At 41.8% G+C, this 18,511-nt stretch carries 13 protein-coding genes; 2 read left to right on the plus strand and 11 right to left on the minus strand.

Annotation, left to right across the window (positions count from 1 at the left end):
- Positions 1–90: 90 nt before the first annotated feature.
- A complete protein-coding gene (locus QE382_RS00080; RefSeq protein ID WP_307184178.1) occupies positions 91–921 on the minus strand; it encodes a helix-turn-helix domain-containing protein in 831 nt (276 codons plus the stop codon).
- Positions 922–2,225: 1,304 nt separating this feature from the next.
- On the opposite strand from QE382_RS00080, the gene QE382_RS00085 reads away from it, so the two are divergent.
- Entirely contained in the window at positions 2,226–2,393 is a 168-nt protein-coding gene (locus tag QE382_RS00085; protein WP_209579387.1) for a hypothetical protein, read from the plus strand.
- 43 nt (positions 2,394–2,436) lie between these two features.
- Entirely contained in the window at positions 2,437–4,389 is a 1,953-nt protein-coding gene (locus QE382_RS00090) for a fimbrillin family protein (protein WP_307184179.1), read from the plus strand.
- A gap of 479 nt (positions 4,390–4,868) precedes the next feature.
- Here the strand turns inward: QE382_RS00090 and QE382_RS00095 are convergent, their stop codons facing one another.
- The 10 genes from QE382_RS00095 to QE382_RS00140 form a co-directional block, all read right to left on the minus strand.
- Positions 4,869–7,136, minus strand: coding sequence for a glycoside hydrolase family 20 protein (locus QE382_RS00095; RefSeq protein ID WP_307184180.1), 2,268 nt, complete (start codon positions 7,134–7,136; stop codon positions 4,869–4,871).
- Between the two features lie 11 nt (positions 7,137–7,147).
- On the minus strand, positions 7,148–9,556 hold the full coding sequence (locus tag QE382_RS00100) for an aminotransferase class V-fold PLP-dependent enzyme (protein ID WP_307184181.1): 2,409 nt from the start codon (positions 9,554–9,556) through the stop codon (positions 7,148–7,150).
- 20 nt (positions 9,557–9,576) lie between these two features.
- Positions 9,577–12,447 (minus strand): tetratricopeptide repeat protein, encoded by a 2,871-nt coding sequence (locus QE382_RS00105; RefSeq protein WP_307184182.1) that lies wholly within the window; start codon positions 12,445–12,447, stop codon positions 9,577–9,579.
- 6 nt (positions 12,448–12,453) lie between these two features.
- Positions 12,454–13,962, minus strand: coding sequence for a glycosyltransferase family 2 protein (locus QE382_RS00110; protein WP_307184183.1), 1,509 nt, complete (start codon positions 13,960–13,962; stop codon positions 12,454–12,456).
- Positions 13,963–13,972: 10 nt separating this feature from the next.
- The gene (locus tag QE382_RS00115; RefSeq protein ID WP_307184184.1) at positions 13,973–15,052 is read right to left on the minus strand and encodes a HEAT repeat domain-containing protein; all 1,080 of its coding nucleotides are present in this window, start codon (positions 15,050–15,052) and stop codon (positions 13,973–13,975) included.
- A 3-nt stretch (positions 15,053–15,055) separates the two neighbouring features.
- Positions 15,056–16,072: a ParM/StbA family protein gene (locus tag QE382_RS00120; RefSeq protein WP_307184185.1), complete on the minus strand. Its 1,017-nt coding sequence runs from the start codon at positions 16,070–16,072 to the stop codon at positions 15,056–15,058.
- Between the two features lie 25 nt (positions 16,073–16,097).
- Positions 16,098–16,490 carry a hypothetical protein gene (locus QE382_RS00125; RefSeq protein ID WP_307184186.1) on the minus strand — a complete coding sequence of 131 codons (393 nt, stop codon included), beginning with the start codon at positions 16,488–16,490 and terminating at the stop codon, positions 16,098–16,100.
- Positions 16,491–16,492: 2 nt separating this feature from the next.
- Positions 16,493–16,864 carry a response regulator gene (locus QE382_RS00130; RefSeq protein WP_307184187.1) on the minus strand — a complete coding sequence of 124 codons (372 nt, stop codon included), beginning with the start codon at positions 16,862–16,864 and terminating at the stop codon, positions 16,493–16,495.
- Between the two features lie 194 nt (positions 16,865–17,058).
- Entirely contained in the window at positions 17,059–17,709 is a 651-nt protein-coding gene (locus QE382_RS00135; protein ID WP_307184188.1) for a response regulator transcription factor, read from the minus strand.
- A 36-nt stretch (positions 17,710–17,745) separates the two neighbouring features.
- Complete coding sequence (locus QE382_RS00140; RefSeq protein WP_307184189.1) at positions 17,746–18,336, minus strand: hypothetical protein; 591 nt, start codon at positions 18,334–18,336, stop codon at positions 17,746–17,748.
- Positions 18,337–18,511: the final 175 nt, after the last annotated feature.

The following is an 18,511-nucleotide window of genomic DNA, read 5'->3' on the forward strand; positions in this document are numbered from 1 at the left end:
TAAATTGCAAATCTTGTAGCGGTTCAACTACACTGTCGCATAGAAAACTACAAAACTAGGTTATAGTTAAATAAAGATATTTTAGGAATATTATCCTTGCCAACGTTTACGGTACTCAGTTGGCGTCAAGGCCGTTTCTTTTAAAAAAAATGTACTAAAGTTATTAACGTCTGCATAACCGAGCTCCCAAGCAATCTGCTTAATGCTGAGTGATGATTCAGTAATCAGCTTTTTACTCACTCGAAGCAACTCTTCGGTGATCAGCTCTTTTGGCGTCGCCCCCAGCACATCTTTCGTTAAGTTAGTTAATTTCTTAGTTGCGATGTTTAGCTCTTGAGCATAGAAAGCTACACGTTTTTCTTTTTTTACATACTGCTCTACCAACACCTGGAAACGCCTTACGAGCTTTATATCTGCACTTTGCCCCACCAGTTCATCCGACTGTCTATCTTCAGCATATATCGCAGCTAAGAGTACAATTTGTTTAACAATATTGTGAGCCAAATCGCGATATATCACCTGATTATAATTCTGCTTAGATAGTTTAAGCTGCATACCCACAAATTCATAGTAGGTTGCATACTCCATAGGCACACACAACACATGGTAGTTATATTCGTTTGTATTAAAAGATTTGAAGTTTCGCAGAAATGCAGTATCAACCGCCGTACGGGCAAAAAAACTTTCCGAAAAATAAATAATTAGAAAAGGTCGGGACTCATCTGGGTTAGCTTCAATTTTTATCCCCTTCGGAATCAACACCAGACAGTATTCTTCAATTTCTTTAATCTGATTATTGATCCGTATACTACAGCCGCCCTTTGATACAAAAAGAACCACATAATTTTCTTTTGCTGTTGCATCGGTCACTTCCGAAGGCTCCTGCGCTACACCAATAACCCGCTGAACTCCAAATTCCATAATTATTATTTACTGCATATAAGGCCTGATAACCATTTCATAATGCTGAAATAGGGAGCAATTTAGCAAATAAATTACAAACACAAAAAAATGCATTTTCAAACCTTGAAATGCACTTCAAGTATAACCCTGATATAACATGAACCCTTAAACATATTCCCAAGCAGGCAATCACCAACTACATGTAAAAAACTATAAAAGGTGCAGGAACAACAACAAACAAGAAATTATTTAAAATAAGTTTGAACTACAGATGTGCATGCAAATTGTTTCCTAACCAACTAATCTATCAGGCAAACCATTACCACCATCCACCCTCATTTTGAACAAATTATGTTAACCAGAATATAGATCTATATACATTATAACTTGAAAAGATAAAAAATTGTAATATGAACAGAAAAAGTAATCAAACTTCCAAAAATCAGCGAATCTAAGGTGTATTCCAGAAAGCTCAACGGACCTGAACGATCGTTGCCTTAACATAGATAATAATAAGTAAAAAAGAAAAATGGACTGGTTGTTTATACAATTTTTCCTAAAATGAAATAATAAAGAAAAGAAAATAGATCACTTAAATTTAAATTTTAAATTATATTAATTTGTAAAACACGAATTAATCATACAAATATCGCCATAGACACCACACAGGATTAATTTAGATAGTTTGAAAAACGTATTTATACTTAAAGTAAAAAATAGAACATACTACAAAAGTATCAATACAAGAAATATATTTCTATATTTACAGAAAACAGAAACCTCAAAGCAATTAAAACCAGTGATAATATCAAAACAAATTAATTAGAGAAAAACAAATAGGTAAAAAATAAATCAACACGCCACCAAAACAAAATATTTAAACAAGTTGTTCAATAGAAAATTAGTATAAACAAAGTTGGATATATATGTTTTTAAACCAAGAAATATTGCCTTAAAACAATAATTTACCATAAAACATACATATATATAACGATGAAGAAAGTTGTTTTATTACACAATCAACAGATATTTATAAAAAGTTTACAATTTTTTTTTGCACAAGTTGATATTAAGTCGTAATATTACAATTCAATTCAAAAGAAGTACAACTAACATATAAGAATTTAAAGTATTAACAATTAAATTAGAAACCAAAAAATAGAAAAATAACTAGAAATATCCAGGCTACAATAGCAATATAATTGCCTATACGCAAAGGCAAGCCGTTAGATCCTAGGCATTTCTGAAGATATCAGGGTTAAATTGTCCATTAAATTTTAACCCGCACTAGTAATAGTGCGGTATATCCAAATAATATCATCATGAATAAGAACGCAAAAAAAATGTACGTCGCTCCGTCCATTAAAGAGCACGTAGTTGAACTTGAGCAAGGCATTGCTGCAGGTTCTCAGGCACAACCAGGTTCAACACCACAAACCGACGGTTGGGGAGCAGGTCCAGACGGTACTACTACCGGAGAGGGTGCTTAATGTATAATCATCACATTACTTAACAACACGAAAAAGCACTAAAATGAGATTTCATCTGACTAAAAGAGCTCACTGGGTTGTTGCGATGGCAATGCTAGCAATCCCCGGGACATTAATCACAAGTTGCTCCAAGGACAACAAGACTGAAAATGTCGACAACAAAACAAATGTCCTCACTGTAGCGGTGGGGGGCATCAAAACCAGCGGCAACGATGGCGCAGTAAAAGTTGGCTCGGCGAAACCGAGCACAACGACAAGCAAAATCCATTCATTTTCCGATGTAGACATGGTTGTTTCGACTGACCACAATTTACCAACCATTACCAATGATGGGATAGCAGTAAAACGATCTGGCGGATTAGCCGCGGATGTCGCCCCTGGCGTCACTGAAGATATGGTATCAGGCACAAAATATGTTGTCTATATCTATTCGGGAACAACACTAATTACCGCCAAACAGCTGGTAGCAGGTACAGCAGGTACGATCGAAGGGCTTAATCCCGCCACATCTTACACATGGATAGCCCTTTCTTACAACACTTCCGATAACGATCAACCTGCTCTTACACCAACAAATGGATCGATTGCTTTGGCACAAAATAAAGATGTGCTTTATGCTTCAGGAACCGTAAATCTGGCAACAAACTCTAACATCAACATCCAATTCAGCCATAAGTTTTCACGTATCGGAATTGAATTAAATACCAAAGGGGTCTTTGGTAATATCACAGGTAATCCTACAGTCAATGTAACCGGACTAAACTTAGCCACAGGTAGCATTGCATTGCTTGATGGAACTGTCACGGCAGGCGCAAGCTTCACCCCAACGTTAACATACGCCAACTTCACAAACATCGATCCGGCATTTAATGACGCAAAAATTGCTTACGTGTATACAGCATCCACTGCTGCACAAAATGCAATCAATGTACAGGTCCAAAATTTAAACATTAGCCATGTCGACGGTAGCTTAGCGCGCACCTATTTTGCTACCGCTTCAAATTTCCCGTTTGCGGTAACACCGCAACTAGGAAACAGTCATCGCCTGTTGTTGAATGTGGTGGAATCTCCATTAATCACAAATTTCGGGGGCCGCACTGTAAAATGGGCTCGGTCTAACCTGTTTTACAGAGGCAACAATGGCAATGGTCGCAATTATGCATTCTATGCAAATAATCAATTAACAGCTAGGGCTAACGGCTATTTCGCTTTTGGAAGTATTGTTCCTGGACAATTTGCGACTACAACAACAAATAATGGCGATCCATGTGCATTGGTATATCCAGCAGGTCTTTGGAAACAACCGGCAAAGGCAGACTTTGCTAACATGGTACGAGGAGATATTGAAGTAAATCAACTTACTGGGGCATTAGGTGGCCTGGGCCAAGTAGTCGACGCAACAGGAGTAACAGGACTTGCAAATATAATTACGAATCTATTGACTAATGCAACATCTTTGCTAGTAAATACAGCAGCACCTAATTCAGCATTAGCTCCTTCCACTCCATTTAATTATGGTCAGTACACATTAGCTTCTGGTGCAAACGGTGCTCCTACTTCAGGTTCGAATGCTTTTGGTGACGTAAACAGTGCATCCAATAGACTACGTTTTTATTATAATGGTGAGATTTCAAACGTGAATATCTTACCCCTACTTGGAAACGGTGGTTTAGCAAATATTGGTTTAAATGATCTTAGTGTTGACATTGCAAACTTCCAAGTGGCAAACTTAAATCTCCCCTTACTCAGTAGTTACGGCAGAGCAACAACGCTTTGGACAAATGAACAAGGCGCTAATATTGTTGGCTTAGTTGGCGCAGGTACATGGGGTTATTATGGTAACGCTGGCCGTAGTCTAACTTTAGTTCCACTATCCTTAGGCACTCGATTCCACATGGCAAACAATACCGGCCAGCTTTTGAATGGAGTTAGCGCATTAGGTGCAAATGTACTAAGTACATCATTCAAAAACGTTCGCTGCGTACGCGTAAACTAAAAAAAATAAGCATAAGATAATTTTTGGAGCTTCGGCGACCAAAAGTGGACGGCTAGAAATTCTAGCCGTCTTTTTTTTGAAATGTAGTACTTAAGCTACCTATCAAATTTTTACATGATTTTAGCATTTTTTAACAGGAGCAATTCCGTATAATTTTTTTACATTTGGGCCATCAAGTCATTTTTTTTGCGTTCGACTTGATAATATTAATGGATAGAATGGGGCGAAGGCGTTCGCCCCATTTACTTTTAATTCTTTATAGAGCCTTATTAAAATAGCTTTCCTCTCATTCAAGACCTACATCCAATTAACTAATATCCAGCCGATTTCCTACCCCATTCAGCTAATCTGCTGGATCAGCATGATGGATATGATAACTTGTACTAAGAAACAAAACGACCAAATGGCACTACGACCGCAGCTTTCGATAAATCTAACAGATAAAATAACGCAAAAAGGACAAAAAACTCGAACCGTATCTATTTTCTCACGTGAATTTCATCTATGGCAAAAAGCGGGTTACGATGCTTCGACCCTTCAAACCAATGTGGAAATTCTTGCGAAAAAGAAATTTTCACTTTTAAAAAACGTCCTTTTTGTTGTTTTAAGCCAAATGAAACTGGAAAACATATCGGGCCTTCAGGAATAAGACCAGTATCGATCTTATACGTCCCGATGTTAACGTACGAAATATTATCTTCTGAGGATTCTACCGCGATTCCATCCGGAAGAAATAGATAATGTGCCGGATCCAGAAGGAAGTTAAGCTGAATTTGTGAAGCCATTGTTTCATTCGGAAAAGGAAAAGTAATCTCCACATCCTTACTATCAAATAATAGCCAATTGTAACTGTAATCTGTCGTTCCCGATAAGCCATCATTCAGTGTTGTTTTTCCATTTGCGGGAAAATCCTCCAAAAACGAAGGTTTAAACTGAGGCTCTATCCCTTGGAGCAATGAAGGCAAATAGGGTTTATTTAATAGCGTTAGCCATTGCTGCCGGTATTGCTCAAGACTGCCACCAGTTTCAGCCAATTCGATAGCTCCGCCTCGAAGTGCATGGTCCAAAAATTCATCTATCCGATTCATCCAATTGGGATTGACTACCCACTGACCATCAGCTTTCCTGTTCAAAAAGCCGAACGGATGGTCTCCATAAGCCTTTGCCTGCTCCAAAGCTGCATACTCGAGACCCAAAGCAATCAATTTGACACGACTTAAAAATTTCGGATCTCCAGCTACAGTTTTTTGCGCATTATTCAAAAGTTCCTTAAAAAGTTTCATCTTTTCTAAACGCAGATATCCATGTCGCGAAAGGATGGGGTTACCGTATATATCAAGCGTCGAGCGACTTGTTTTTCGAGCTTCAACAAGTTGTTTTAGATACTTATTAATAACCTTTGATGCTGCACCATAATAACCGTCCAAAAAATCTTCTTCCACCTCAGCTTGATCTAGCTCAGGATTCCATAGACTCTTGGCCTGCATATAACTGGCATAGGCAGACATATCAGCCAGCGTATGTCCAGGCCCATGTTCAAAGATACCTTTTACACCGTTTTGATACATATAGGCGATATTGCTCTGGTAGTGATCATACATCGGAAAAGGATTTAAATAGGCGGTAAATTGCGTGGTATAATCCCACACAAAAATATGCGATGAGATCTTTGACCAGTCTTTGAGCTGGCGTCGAAAGGGAGCAGCTGTTGGATTAACCGCCAGGCCCTGCTCCCGCGTTGCATCTATCGTGCTTAGCAACACATGTACATTGGCCGATGGCCGAGTTATTTTGGGAGCTTCTGCGGTGTAACCATAGGCTAAGGTCGTAAAATTCTGTTCTGGAAATTGAGCTGCCACACTGTTCACAAATCGGATCAGTGTGCCCTGCGGTCCGCCTTCCTCCTGGTCAACCTTTGTACAGCGATCGCAGGTACAGTAACCTTTTCCATCCATTGGCGCTATAGACCAATAGACCGCATCAGGATTATCGGCAATGGCCTGTCGAAAATAATTGATTGCTATTTTTTGGACGTCAGGATTTGTTAAACAGAGTTGTGTTGCGCTACGCTTTCCGTTTGTTAAAGCGAAATATTCAGGATGCTGCTGAAAATAGTCTTCCGGTGGTATAATTTTAAAAAATGAATGTCCCCATAAGCCCCACAGATCTTCAAATCGATGCAAATGATGCCAATCCAGGTATTCACCATCCGCAGAAGCAGGGTAGTAAGACTCTCTATAACGTAATGGTGGTTCAAAACGAAAATTGAAATCCTGAGGAAGTGACAGATTCGCACGCTTCGGGACCCATGCAGGCCCTTGATCATATTTCCGAGCGCCAAATTGCTTCTCGATAAGTTCATATACGCCATACAGTAGGCCTTTTCCTGAACCTCCAGTCAGATAAACTTGTCCGTCCCGAACACTAATTTCAAAACCTTCGTTTCCAAGCTCAACCTTCTTTCCAATCCGCTGTTGATAAAAATTATTCCCGATATATACTACGTGTTTTTTGGTCCCAGAAGGGCTCGACAATATCGCTAATGGTACGCCAGTAATACGTTTAATATACTCTTGCAATACCAAAGCCGCCTTTCGCTCCAAATTTGATGGATGCGAGGAAATAAGGATTTCAGTTTCGGCTTTCCTATCGCGTACGATGTCCACTTGCTGCGCCATACAGCTGCTAATGAACAGCAATCCAACAAGAACGAACAGGTTCAGTTTATAATTTGCATCTTTCATCATTGCATATTAAACTAGATCACCAAGTCCACTTCTTGCTTATCCATGATCGCACAATCCACAAAAGAAGCTATCGTATCAAGTACCATGCGCAAGCGGCCCATATTTTCATAATACGGTATACCAAAACGCAGTACGTGTCCAACCTTCGCTTCTACTCTACAATGCTTAATGCATTTAATATGGATGTCTTTCTTTCTCAAAAACTCATAGAGTGGATAAGGATCATAATCTGACACCAGTAGACTTACGACCGGAGATACATCATCTCCCATAAAACAGTGGGTAATGCCTGCATGGCCCAAGATCCCATTAAGCTCTCTTTTCAGATAAGCTGCCAGATAGGTACTGCGCTCCAGGATCGCTTTCGGCCCAATTTCTCGATAACGTTTTAGGCTTTGCCTCAACCTTTCATACAATAAGAAATCCTGCCCCCCCGGAATGCTGAACCCATGGGTTTGTGGATCTTCAAAAAGATGCTGCTTATTCCAATATAAGGCCCCGATCCAACTTGCAAAATCTTCTTTGAACCAAGCTAAACCACCGCCCAACGGTCCATGCAACCATTTATGTGTACTCCCGATCAATACATCAGCATCCCCAAAAGGAAGTTGCTGAATCCCTAATGACTGTGCTACGTCAAGAATCAGAATTGCATTCGGAACTGCCTTTTTTATATTGCTCAGGCGCCACTTGTCTTGCATCAGTTTTCCTGTGGGATAATAGACATGCGATAAGAACACGATGTCTGGTTGCATTTCGCGCAAGCATCTGTTAAATTCCTCCGCGTCATTAAGGACAACATCAGGGAGATAAGTGAGCTTATATTCTGGCAAATGTTCAAAGGGGCCGATACCGCCCGGATGTTCATGCTCACTTGTCAGGACCTGAAAACACCTCTTCCCATCCTCCTGCAACCTCCGTAAAAGCACCAATGCCAATAAATTCATGGTCTGAGATGTGCTTGAAGTCACATTACAGCGATAACCGATAGCCGGCCACAATTTAGCACATTCCTCCTGTATGGAAATAAAAGCTTCCCTCCCTAATGCATATAAAGAAAGTGGATTGCCGTTTACCTGATTTTTGATGGTTTCGAGCCGATCCTGTGGCAACGTAGCCAGGCAGCCTGGATTCAGATTCACCCGGGTCGAAGGAAATGTATTGATCCTGAACTGATCCCAATACGCTTCATTTTCTGTTTTTCGGACGGCATCTACTCTTTTAAGATCAAGATTTTTCCCATCAGAACATTCGTTCCAGGCACTATGGGGTGAAAAATGATGCGATAGAAGTGTACTATATTGCTTTTGTAAAAGACTGATGGATTCCCTTATCACGGTATGGAAATCGGTATGATACAAATGACTTCCCTGCAAACTTGTCTCAATGCTATATATAGGTTTCTTGGCAGCACTTTCCCCCCTAAGATCGGAGGTAAAAGAAATCTTGGGATCCAACCCAACACCTCTGGCAATGTCAGCAATATCCGCCGCTAATTCATTGATGGAATAGTGTGTTTCTGTAACATGGTTCACCACACGATGTTCACCAACTGGTGGTACATCTTCAACAAACCGGGCCAACGAATTGACCGCATCGTTCAACGCCATAAGTCCAGTACGCTGGTTTCCGCTACCATAGACTGTCATCGAAGAACCAGAAACTACCTGCGCTAGAAAACGGTTGGCTACTGTTCCAAATATCGGATCGTAATCAAAACGGGTAAAAAGATCAGGCGAGGCATCCATTTCCGATGTTAGCAGACCAAAGACCGTTGCTTGCATCACTTCCGTGATGCGAAGCCCCCAGGTACGCGCCGCCATCGCTACATAATTCGAGTCATTTATTTTGGAAACATGATAAATATCGTTTGCCGCCCTAGGGTAAGGTAAAGGCGTCGACGCCAACTGCCCTTTATAACCAGGCTTAAAATAGCCTTCGGCGATCGGCAATCCGCCCTTGGCATATTCACCAAACGATCCAAGCTTAATAATATGGGCTTTCGGAACATATTCGCGTACTGCCCAAAGCAGACGCATATTGCCTTCTTCATTGTTACGGATGGTATAAAGAGCCTGTTGTAATCCCAACATCGAATAACTCGCCGAACACTGCTGTGCGAGATGATAAATCGTATGCGGCCGTTCCCGACGAATCAGTTCCGCCAATTCGTCCGAACAAACCTCAGCGTGCACAGCGCACATATTAGCTAAACCATATTTTCGGCCAAATGCTTCGATGCGACTTGAGAGATCCGGAATCTGTAGCCATGGCCCAAATCCGAGATTGGCAACCGTGCTTTTGCGCCAGCCATTATCCAGCAATATAATTTTTTGGTCTGGATGGTGCAGCGCTAACTTCATGGCTAGCGGCCAGCCCAAATACCCTTCGGCGCCTAAAATTAAAATTGTACCATTCATTGTTCAGTTATTGGCTAGAGTTAAAATTTCACCTGTAAGGCGAGCAGTAGATCATATTGATTACGAAATGTTGCCGTACCAATTTTTTGACTCGTGTAGGTACCATTTAGACCTAACGATGTACGATAATTTATTGTACGTCTGTATCCCGCGCCCACACTTCGACTCATAACACCACCCAATTCAGGCAATAGAATAAGCCTGCTTCTGTCGTCTGGCGAAGTTCCAAGTCCAAAATTTGCCTGTAATAAATCAGCTTCAGTAAGCTCATATTTTGCGCCTGCCTGAAAAGCGAAGTAGAAATCCTTTTCCTCCTTAATGGCAAAGATTCGTGCGTTCAGCAGAAAAGGGTCAAAACTCTTGCTCGCACCAACAACCAGTGATGCTGCTTTGATCGCGACAACTTCCAGAAAACGCACACCAATCTCCCCTTCGAAACCTTTTCCGAGCTGCCGATAAAGCGAATAGGCCAACCTATATTTGGGAAGCAACACATTATTGGATATACCTATCGAAGCATTCCAGTAAAGCAATTTATTCGCCGTATACGTCAGGTCGCCTTCTCCCATAATGCCCGTACCTGATTGCCTTCCTGTGAATAACAGCTGTGCACCATAACTTATTTTTGGCGACAATCGACGGGTGTAGTACAGTGTCGCAATACGGTATGCAGGTGGCGCTGGATTATCATCAACACCTGAAAAGGAGCTATTCAGCAAAGAAAGTCCAAAAGCATGCTGCATGGTTTTGCTTCGCAGAAGAGCCGCATATTCTCTGTATTTACGCAAATCGAAGCGCTTAGATAGTGTATCAGCATAATGTGCCGCTTCAACAAACCGACCCAAACTGTCGAGTACGATTACTTTTTTTAGAAGAAAAGGCTCGGCATACTCAAAATGCTGTAATGCCGTATCCACACTCTGCAAGGCATATACAAAGTCTCCTTTTGCCATCAGAAGGTTTATTTTATTACTATAAGCAAGCGAATCTGTTCGATTGCCCTCGAGCACGCGATCAAAACAAAAAATTGCGCTATCGGCTAACCCCTTTTTCTGAAAAGACAATCCAGCCGACATCCACGCATCCTGTACCATCGTACGGTACTTTTGATTGTACGGATATTCTGTCCGCAGCATGGTGGCGACCTGAGCAGCTGCCATATACTGCGCACTATTATAAAGGATTGAAGCTTTCTTCTGAAGAAATTCGCGGTCACCCGGATAACTTTGCAGGGCCTGCTGAACAACGAGCAAAGCTTCCGGATAGCGTCTTCTGAGGTCAAGAATATTAGAAAGGTAGTGTAGGGCTTCTTTATTATCGTTGTCTTCGATGAGTAATTGACGAAGATGCGTTTCCGCTTCTCCGTACTCTTCCACCAGTATGCAGGCATTGGCTGCGGCCAGCTTTTGCTCCAAATAAAGCGATTTAATTTTCGGATTTCCCGGATAACTGGCGTAAAGTTTTTCGCTTAAAGCTACAGCCTGCTGTATTTTGCCCGATTGTGCCAGGAAACCCGCCTTTTTTAAGTGTAAATCGATATCATTTGGATAATAACTGATCGCCTGCTCCAATTCCCGAAGGGCCGAGGATAAATTATTTTGCAGGATAAGAGCGGAAATACGCCCTTGCAGCGCTGGCATATTGCTCGGATCTAAGTGAAGCGTACGATCGTAGTAAACGATGGCGCTGTCGGCTTGTTGCTGTTGCAAATAATAACTGCCACAGGCATTGATCATTTGTAATGCCTCTGATCTAAACGCTTTATCACCGTTGCCCCCATAGAGCTTAACTGCAATATCTGCCGCTGTCTGATAGCGATGTAGCTGAAATTCAAAATCCATTTTTCTGCGCAGTAGTACACGGTCGCCTGCATTACGCTGTAAAGCACGGTCTACCCAATACAGTGCCTGTGTCGTCTCCCCCCGAGAAGCGGCTATGCCTACCACCTTTTCCAAGGCTTCCCGATCGCCTGGATTCTGATCCAAAATCGACTGATAAAGTGCATAAGTATCCGTGTTCTGATAATATCCGGCTGCTTCTTTCCGTAAACTATTGTTTAGGTCAAGGGCTTTTTTATCTTTCGGATAGTAGCGTAAGATCAGACGTAACACTTCTAAAGCCTCTGCATAACGATGTGATTCCTGTAGCAGGCTGAGCTTTTGGAATAATGCATTGTAAGATTTACTATCGCTGTTCAATATCGCATTTGCCTTGGCGATTCGGGCGTCATAATCACCGCCTTGCGCCACGAGATTGTTCATTTTTTCGATGAGATCTGTATTTTTCGGTGCGAGTTCGAGCGCCTTTTCATAATAAGAATTGGCCAGATTATTCATTTTATTGCCTTTGTACCAATCCGCTTTTGCTTCATAATGACCGGCCATCGCGAGTCTTACATTCCCATCGGTCGGAAAACGCCGGATCAGAACCTGTGCCCAGGAATCTCCATCCTGATAGCGTTTGAGCATATCCAGTATATTGAGCTTTTTGATTCCGAAATCTTTGTTAGCAGCAAAACGCGCCAATCCCATTTCGACGTACCGCAGAGCTTCAGCAGGCCGATTTTTTGATAAATAAGAACCTATAATATAATAATACACATCTTCATATTCGGGCGAAGCACGCAGTACCAGTTGTGCCGTACGGATCGACTGATCATAGCGCTTCTGCGCCATATAGATTCGGGCCAGTTGTACCTGGGCATCGATATGGGCTGGATTCAGCTTTATGGCCTCCTCCAATGACTTCAAAGCTTTCTGCTGCTGAGCAGATTTAATTTCTACCACAGCCTGTTGGTACAATTTTTCGGCACGCACGGAATTCCAGGTCTGTGCTCGCAGCACCTGTGTAGACAGTAGGAAGAGAATAAAAATAGTATAACGGAAATTCATAATAGCTTAAGCTTGATTTTTGACAGTAGACTTTTGGCTTGCAAAACCTTTACGCTGCATATTCCCCCATACCAGCTTTTGCCTGAACATGGACTGTATGTAGCCTTTGATACTAAAAAAAACAATGAGCGGATGATAAATAAACGGTTCAGCAAAGGCCGTGAGGCACAATCCTATCACCTCGCTCGTTTTGCGGTAATGTCTTTCAATTAACTGATCCCACAGCACGGCTATGGAGCTTACCAGCACAGAAAACATATAAAGAAAAGCGAGTAATGTAAATGTATTTTCCCAATTGATGGCGCCGATTAAAATAAGATAGATGTAAAACAACAGCCCCAAGACCTCAAAAATAGGCGCCAAAAACTCAAATAGGAAGTTATAAGGAAAGACAATCAGGCCGAGCCTTTTAAACTTAAAATTAAATAAAACATGACGGTGTAACAGCATGATCTGGATCAATCCCCTAGCCCAGCGTACACGCTGTCTACTGAATACCGGCAAGGTTTGGGGTCCTTCCGTCCAGCACAACGAAACAGGAATATACCGTATCGCATATTTGTGATTATTCTGGATCATGTAAACACTCATGCGCGTCACCATATCAATATCTTCGGCAAACGAGCGTGGATCATAGCCCCCAACCTTAACGGCGATATGTTTATCAAAAAGGCCAAGTCCTCCAGATACATTTGGGACACAATTAATTGAGCTCCATGCCATTTTTGAAAGCAAGTATGCCCGAATATACTCCAGTTCCTGAAAGCGTGGGAGGACTTTATGTGGCGGTTTGAAGCGCGTTATTACACCATTATCCACTTCAGAAGAATTGATCATCCGCAGAGGTGCCCCTACCGCTATGACCCGGCGTTGGTTGTTCTCCACGTGGATATAACCAGTATCGGGTATCACCTGAATGTCTTTTAAGCGGCTACGGCTCTTTTCGTCTAAAATGGGGCGCATAAGCCTGGAAAGGGTATCTTCATGCAGGATGCAATCCACGTCTGTACAGAGAAAATAATCAAATTTTGAGGCATTGATACCAGCATTAGAAGCGTCTGCCTTGCCCTTTCCGTTTTCTTTATCAATGACCAGCAACTTTTCATAAGCGCGATTAGTAGATCGAAAAAAGCGCTTTACAGTCTTCGTTTTGATCTTTTCATTGTAAGGGAGATCTACTTCCTTAAGTTCGAAATGCTCCACCAATTTTTCCAATGTATCATCCGTACTGCCGTCATTGACAATAATAACTTCGTACAATGGATAATTCAGATGCATTAATGCATACACATTATCAATGATGGTCAGGCCCTCGTTGTAAGCCGGAGCAATGACCGAGATGCCCGGTGAAAGTGGGCTTGAAATTACATTTTGTGTATAGTGCTCTCTATTTTTCCGCCTATATAACATTATTCCCTTATACGATAGCACCGCCATGATGACATAGATCACCATGGTCAGGCTACTGTAAGAAAATATAAAAAGTTGGAAAACGTCAATTATATCTTGGATCATATTGTATACATTATTTTTCGTGCAGATAATAGTTTAGAATGCGCTGTTTTCTTAAAGGCAGATTTAACGATTTCCATCCGAATTGATTATTGCGTACTAAGCGGGCGAGTATTGCGGCAACATGATTTTCGATTTCAAAATCAAAGGCCGACTGAAATTGTTCCGTCAGAAATTCCATCGCTCTGGCCGTCCGAAACATGCCGAGCGAAAACAGAATTTCGCACTGGCACTCGACAGGTTGGTTTGGATACATTTTAATCAATGTTTCCTGTGTATGTACAGCTCTCAAATGACCTAGCGCATTGATGGCGTGCGAACGTAAACTGTGGTCGTTCACATTAAGCAATCCTTCGATGCTGTCTATGGCCTCCAGACTCTGTTCGTGTGCGGCAAGCTTCATGCAGCAGATAACAACAGTTTTGTTGCGCGAATAACGGATCCAGTTTGCAAAGTTTGATTTTACCGTATCGCGGGATTGTTCGAGAATCCGAAAAAAACCGATCAATTCCCATATACTCAATGGATCGCGCACCTCATCAAAAAAGCGGAAAGGCTCGTTCTTGCTGAAGCGCATAAAAGCGCTTCGGGCTGCAGAGCGCAGTTCAGACTCTTCACTGAGATTGAATCGGAGAATATCAATATCGGAGATCGCGTAGTCCATTAGCGTCAGTTCGTGCAATCCCTGAACATTGCGATACCATTTGCGCGATTTCATCTTTTGCAGCGAATCCAGATTTAGCCCAAGTAGCACATAGATGCGATGAAGAATCAGTGCATTTGTTCCCGCCACATGCCATCGGAGACGGATTAAGGTATCAATTAAGGTCTGGCGGTTTCTTTTGTCCATCAGGGCCAACTCATCCAGTACGGCCTGATCGATGGATACATGGGCACTTTCATTACCCATTTCCTGGATAAACTGCGGCAGTATACGATCTTCAATCAGCTGGTCAAGCTTATCTTGCCGACGTTGTGCTTTTGCCGTCCTGAAACGGAGCACGATAATAACAGCATAAGCGACAAATGTTCCAATAAAGGAGGTTGCCACAATCCCCTGAATCACCGCAATAAACGTTTGATCTACCGTCATACCTTAGTTTTCAGCAAGGGCTACACGTGTTTGGATATTTCCAATATCGATCCCCACAGGCAATTTGGATTGATCCTCAATGTGACGCATAGAATTCAGCAAATAACCTCTTACAGCCAGAGATTCAGGCTGATCAACAATTTTCACTCCGGCAATATCCCCAAACTCTTCCAAAATGCAGTCGATGAGATCACCATAATAAGCCCCGCCACCACATAGAAAAATCCGGTTTGATTTAGCCAAGTTTCGATCATTGACCACATCACCCAATGCTGGTGATACAATTTCGGTATAATAGGTCTGTATCGCCTTCTTGCGCAGTCCCTGAAGGTCAATTTTTTTACGGTTGATATAGAGGTAGCCATTTCGAAAAGCCTCGTCCAGCTGCTGCATGCTCTGGAATGATAGATCATGCGTCTGTTGTAACTGCTCGCGGAGGATACTGACGGCGTAATGCATGCCCGGAGCGCTTCCCATCGCATTTTCTACTACACCTTCATCGGTACTAAGTCCCGTTTCCAATGTACCGAAGCCAAAACTAAAAACAAAGAAAGCCCCCCTTTCACAACTCTCCCCACGCCGCAAAGCCACCATACAACTCACCACCTCCGGCAAAACGTCAACCTGCGCAACCTCTATCGGCAAGATACCAGATCCATCCTCACCATAGACAGCCGGATCGGACTGGATAATATGCTTTCCCCGTAGCGTTTGTTCAGCCGTTTCCCGATACAAGCGATAAGTACTATTGGGCAAACCAATCGTTACCATCAGGGGGATATCGGAACTTACACCACTCGTCAAAATTGCCGCTTTAAACAGCAATTGGCATTCCAATGACTCCGGAGAAGCATTTAGAGGTCTTCTGGGACTACTTCCCTCATTCAGTGCTAACTTACCACAAATATACCACTGCTGTCCCATACGTATTTTTAACCCGGTCAACAGTGAGTTAGCCGTGTTTACCAATGGTGAATTTGTTGCCTGCATCAGGCTTGAGAATGACTGTACTGTATACATAATATGTTTCGTGTGTTCTATTTATTTACCACCAACGTTTACCAGACATCACTGGTGACTTCTGTGCATTATTTATCACAGTTTCCTGCACATGTGCTATCTTCCCCGCCTCCAATAGTTCTTTGAGACCTGACATTCCTGACACATCAACTATCTCCTTTACTTCTAAAATTTTTTCCACGCCTGTCATTTCTGCCACATCTAATGTCTCTGACACATGAACCGTTTCGTGTTCATCCAATAAATTTGGGGACTGTACAAAATCGCCTATCTTTGATTCGTGAAGAATCGACTCGCACAATACATCTGGCATACCTGCTACAGGACGCGCAGTATTTACAAGAACAGCGAGCTCACGCTCAACTTCTGGCGATGATTTTTCGTCAGCATCTCGGTCTCCCCTTACGATATACTGCACTCTTATAAAAGTTTTCCTACGATAAGTGGCTTTTTAAAACAGTCTTCACGGACAATTTCCAGTCCCTCACGAATATGGAGGTAGCTCATGTTGGATGTAATAATTGTCCGGGTACGAGGAGATTCCTTCATCACCTTATTGATAATCTCATAGCCATTTGCATATTGCATATGCATTTCCGTAATAACAATATCGTATTGATAGTCACGGGCTTTCAAAAAAGCAAATGCTTCTTTACCATTGGCTGCAGAATCCAGTTGAAATGCTTCATTAGCGAAAACATTCGAAATTATTTTCCGCATGAGCAGATCGCTGTCTGCATGCAATACCGAAAACACCCTAGCTTGCTTCGATTTGAGATCATGAATTTGCATACTTTAATTAAATAGATTAAGTTGATTAAAAATGGCATGACAAATTTAGAAATACAGGAAAATGATTTCCCTACCAAAAAGGGTGGTTTTTGAAAAAGGTGACTTTAAAAAAAGTAAATGCACCGCTTAGTTAACCGAGCGGTTTATTACGGTGCATGCAGTCCAAGCTATTATTTTTTGCTGACAAAATGAGATCACAACGGCTTATTATATTTCAGCATAAGCTCCGACCGGCTATTGACCTGTAACTTTCCATAGATATTTCTGATATGAAACTTCACGGTATCCACACTGATGAAAGCGGTTTCAGCAACCTTTTTATAGGTATATCCTTGTTGTAATAGGGAAACAATCTCGATCTCGCGAGGGGTCAACTGTTCGCGATGACGGTAATCAACTTTATGATTGAGCGCAGGGTTAAAGTGAGATATGACCAAACGAGCTACCTGTGGACTCATCACAGATCCTCCTTTCATCACTTCTAATAACAACTGTTGCATCTCCGCTAGTGGTGTACTCTTGAGCAGGTAACCGGCTGCTCCCGCACAAAGCGCCTGAAATATATGATCTTTATCATCAAAAACCGTAAACATAACAACCTGTATATGCGGAAATTTACGCTTGATATACCACGTAATTTCAATACCATTTTTATTGGGTAAACCAATATCGCAAAGCAGCAGATCTAAACATTCAGGGCTCCAGGCTTCATCCAGCAACTCACGAAGCTCACGCGCCGCTACAACCAAGTCAAACTGCGGATTATCAGCGAAGAAAGATCTTAATGATTCCAGCACCGGCATACGGTCTTCAATGATGGCTAGTCTAAATTTTGTGTTTCGCATAAAAATATCTTTGGCATAAAAAATAATGAATATATGTTATTCTAAATAGTTTCTCGCTCTTTTCACCGCATCCACTATAAACCATACGCTAAACAAAAAAAAGCAAAAGCTTACCCACACCAATTTATCCAGACTCTTAAGAATATAAGCTTCCTGGCTGCTGTTAAAGATAATGGCTAACACCATACTGCATTGCAGCAAGAGATAAGTGCTATATACACAATTAAAGATCAGCACTTCTCTCTTAACAACTTTAGAGACAGCGTCAGAAATATAGTACAAGCGCCATTGCCCAATCGCATAGACGATGGCGAGTGCAAATCGCAATATGTAGTGTAATTGCTGATCTACAAAGCCGTAATGGTGCTTAAACCCTAGTGGTATGTCCTCCACTAGCATCTTAAGCAGTTGCTTTTGTTGCGCTACGGGCGCCAGCGCATAAGGGATGATATCAAACAATCCAAAGCAAAACGGCAGTAGATGCACTATCCAATACTTTGGCAACACTGCACTAGGGGTATATTTGAACCAAACATAGAAATAAAAACAAGGACCCACCAAATAATAAAAAGGGATACCTTTATTATAAATTCGCGGATAATATTGAATTTCTCCTGTATAAATCATACAATAGATCAATACATGCCAAATCAAGGCCAGGACTCCTACGCAGAGCAGCAACTGCCCGCTATCTTTGTATTTAAAATAGTGAAAAGCTCGAAATAAAAGACCCGATACACAACAAATCCCCCCCCAGCATAGCGAAGCCCAAACTTATATAAAACTGTGGGTTATACGGCAT

Origin of the sequence: Sphingobacterium zeae (assembly GCF_030818895.1) — a bacterium.
In the GTDB taxonomy this organism is placed as follows: Bacteria; Bacteroidota; Bacteroidia; order Sphingobacteriales; family Sphingobacteriaceae; genus Sphingobacterium; species Sphingobacterium zeae.

Excerpts from the sequence above, each read along its gene's own strand:
- QE382_RS00080 (WP_307184178.1), bottom strand. The coding sequence starts at position 921 with ATGGAATTTGGAGTTCAGCGGGTTATTGGTGTAGCGCAGGAGCCTTCG.
- QE382_RS00085 (WP_209579387.1), top strand. The coding sequence starts at position 2,226 with ATGAATAAGAACGCAAAAAAAATGTACGTCGCTCCGTCCATTAAAGAG.
- QE382_RS00090 (WP_307184179.1), top strand. The coding sequence starts at position 2,437 with ATGAGATTTCATCTGACTAAAAGAGCTCACTGGGTTGTTGCGATGGCA.
- QE382_RS00095 (WP_307184180.1), bottom strand. The coding sequence starts at position 7,136 with ATGATGAAAGATGCAAATTATAAACTGAACCTGTTCGTTCTTGTTGGA.
- QE382_RS00100 (WP_307184181.1), bottom strand. The coding sequence starts at position 9,556 with ATGAATGGTACAATTTTAATTTTAGGCGCCGAAGGGTATTTGGGCTGG.
- QE382_RS00105 (WP_307184182.1), bottom strand. The coding sequence starts at position 12,447 with ATGAATTTCCGTTATACTATTTTTATTCTCTTCCTACTGTCTACACAG.
- QE382_RS00110 (WP_307184183.1), bottom strand. The coding sequence starts at position 13,962 with ATGATCCAAGATATAATTGACGTTTTCCAACTTTTTATATTTTCTTAC.
- QE382_RS00115 (WP_307184184.1), bottom strand. The coding sequence starts at position 15,052 with ATGACGGTAGATCAAACGTTTATTGCGGTGATTCAGGGGATTGTGGCA.
- QE382_RS00120 (WP_307184185.1), bottom strand. The coding sequence starts at position 16,072 with ATGTATACAGTACAGTCATTCTCAAGCCTGATGCAGGCAACAAATTCA.
- QE382_RS00130 (WP_307184187.1), bottom strand. The coding sequence starts at position 16,864 with ATGCAAATTCATGATCTCAAATCGAAGCAAGCTAGGGTGTTTTCGGTA.
- QE382_RS00135 (WP_307184188.1), bottom strand. The coding sequence starts at position 17,709 with ATGCGAAACACAAAATTTAGACTAGCCATCATTGAAGACCGTATGCCG.
- QE382_RS00140 (WP_307184189.1), bottom strand. The coding sequence starts at position 18,336 with ATGATTTATACAGGAGAAATTCAATATTATCCGCGAATTTATAATAAA.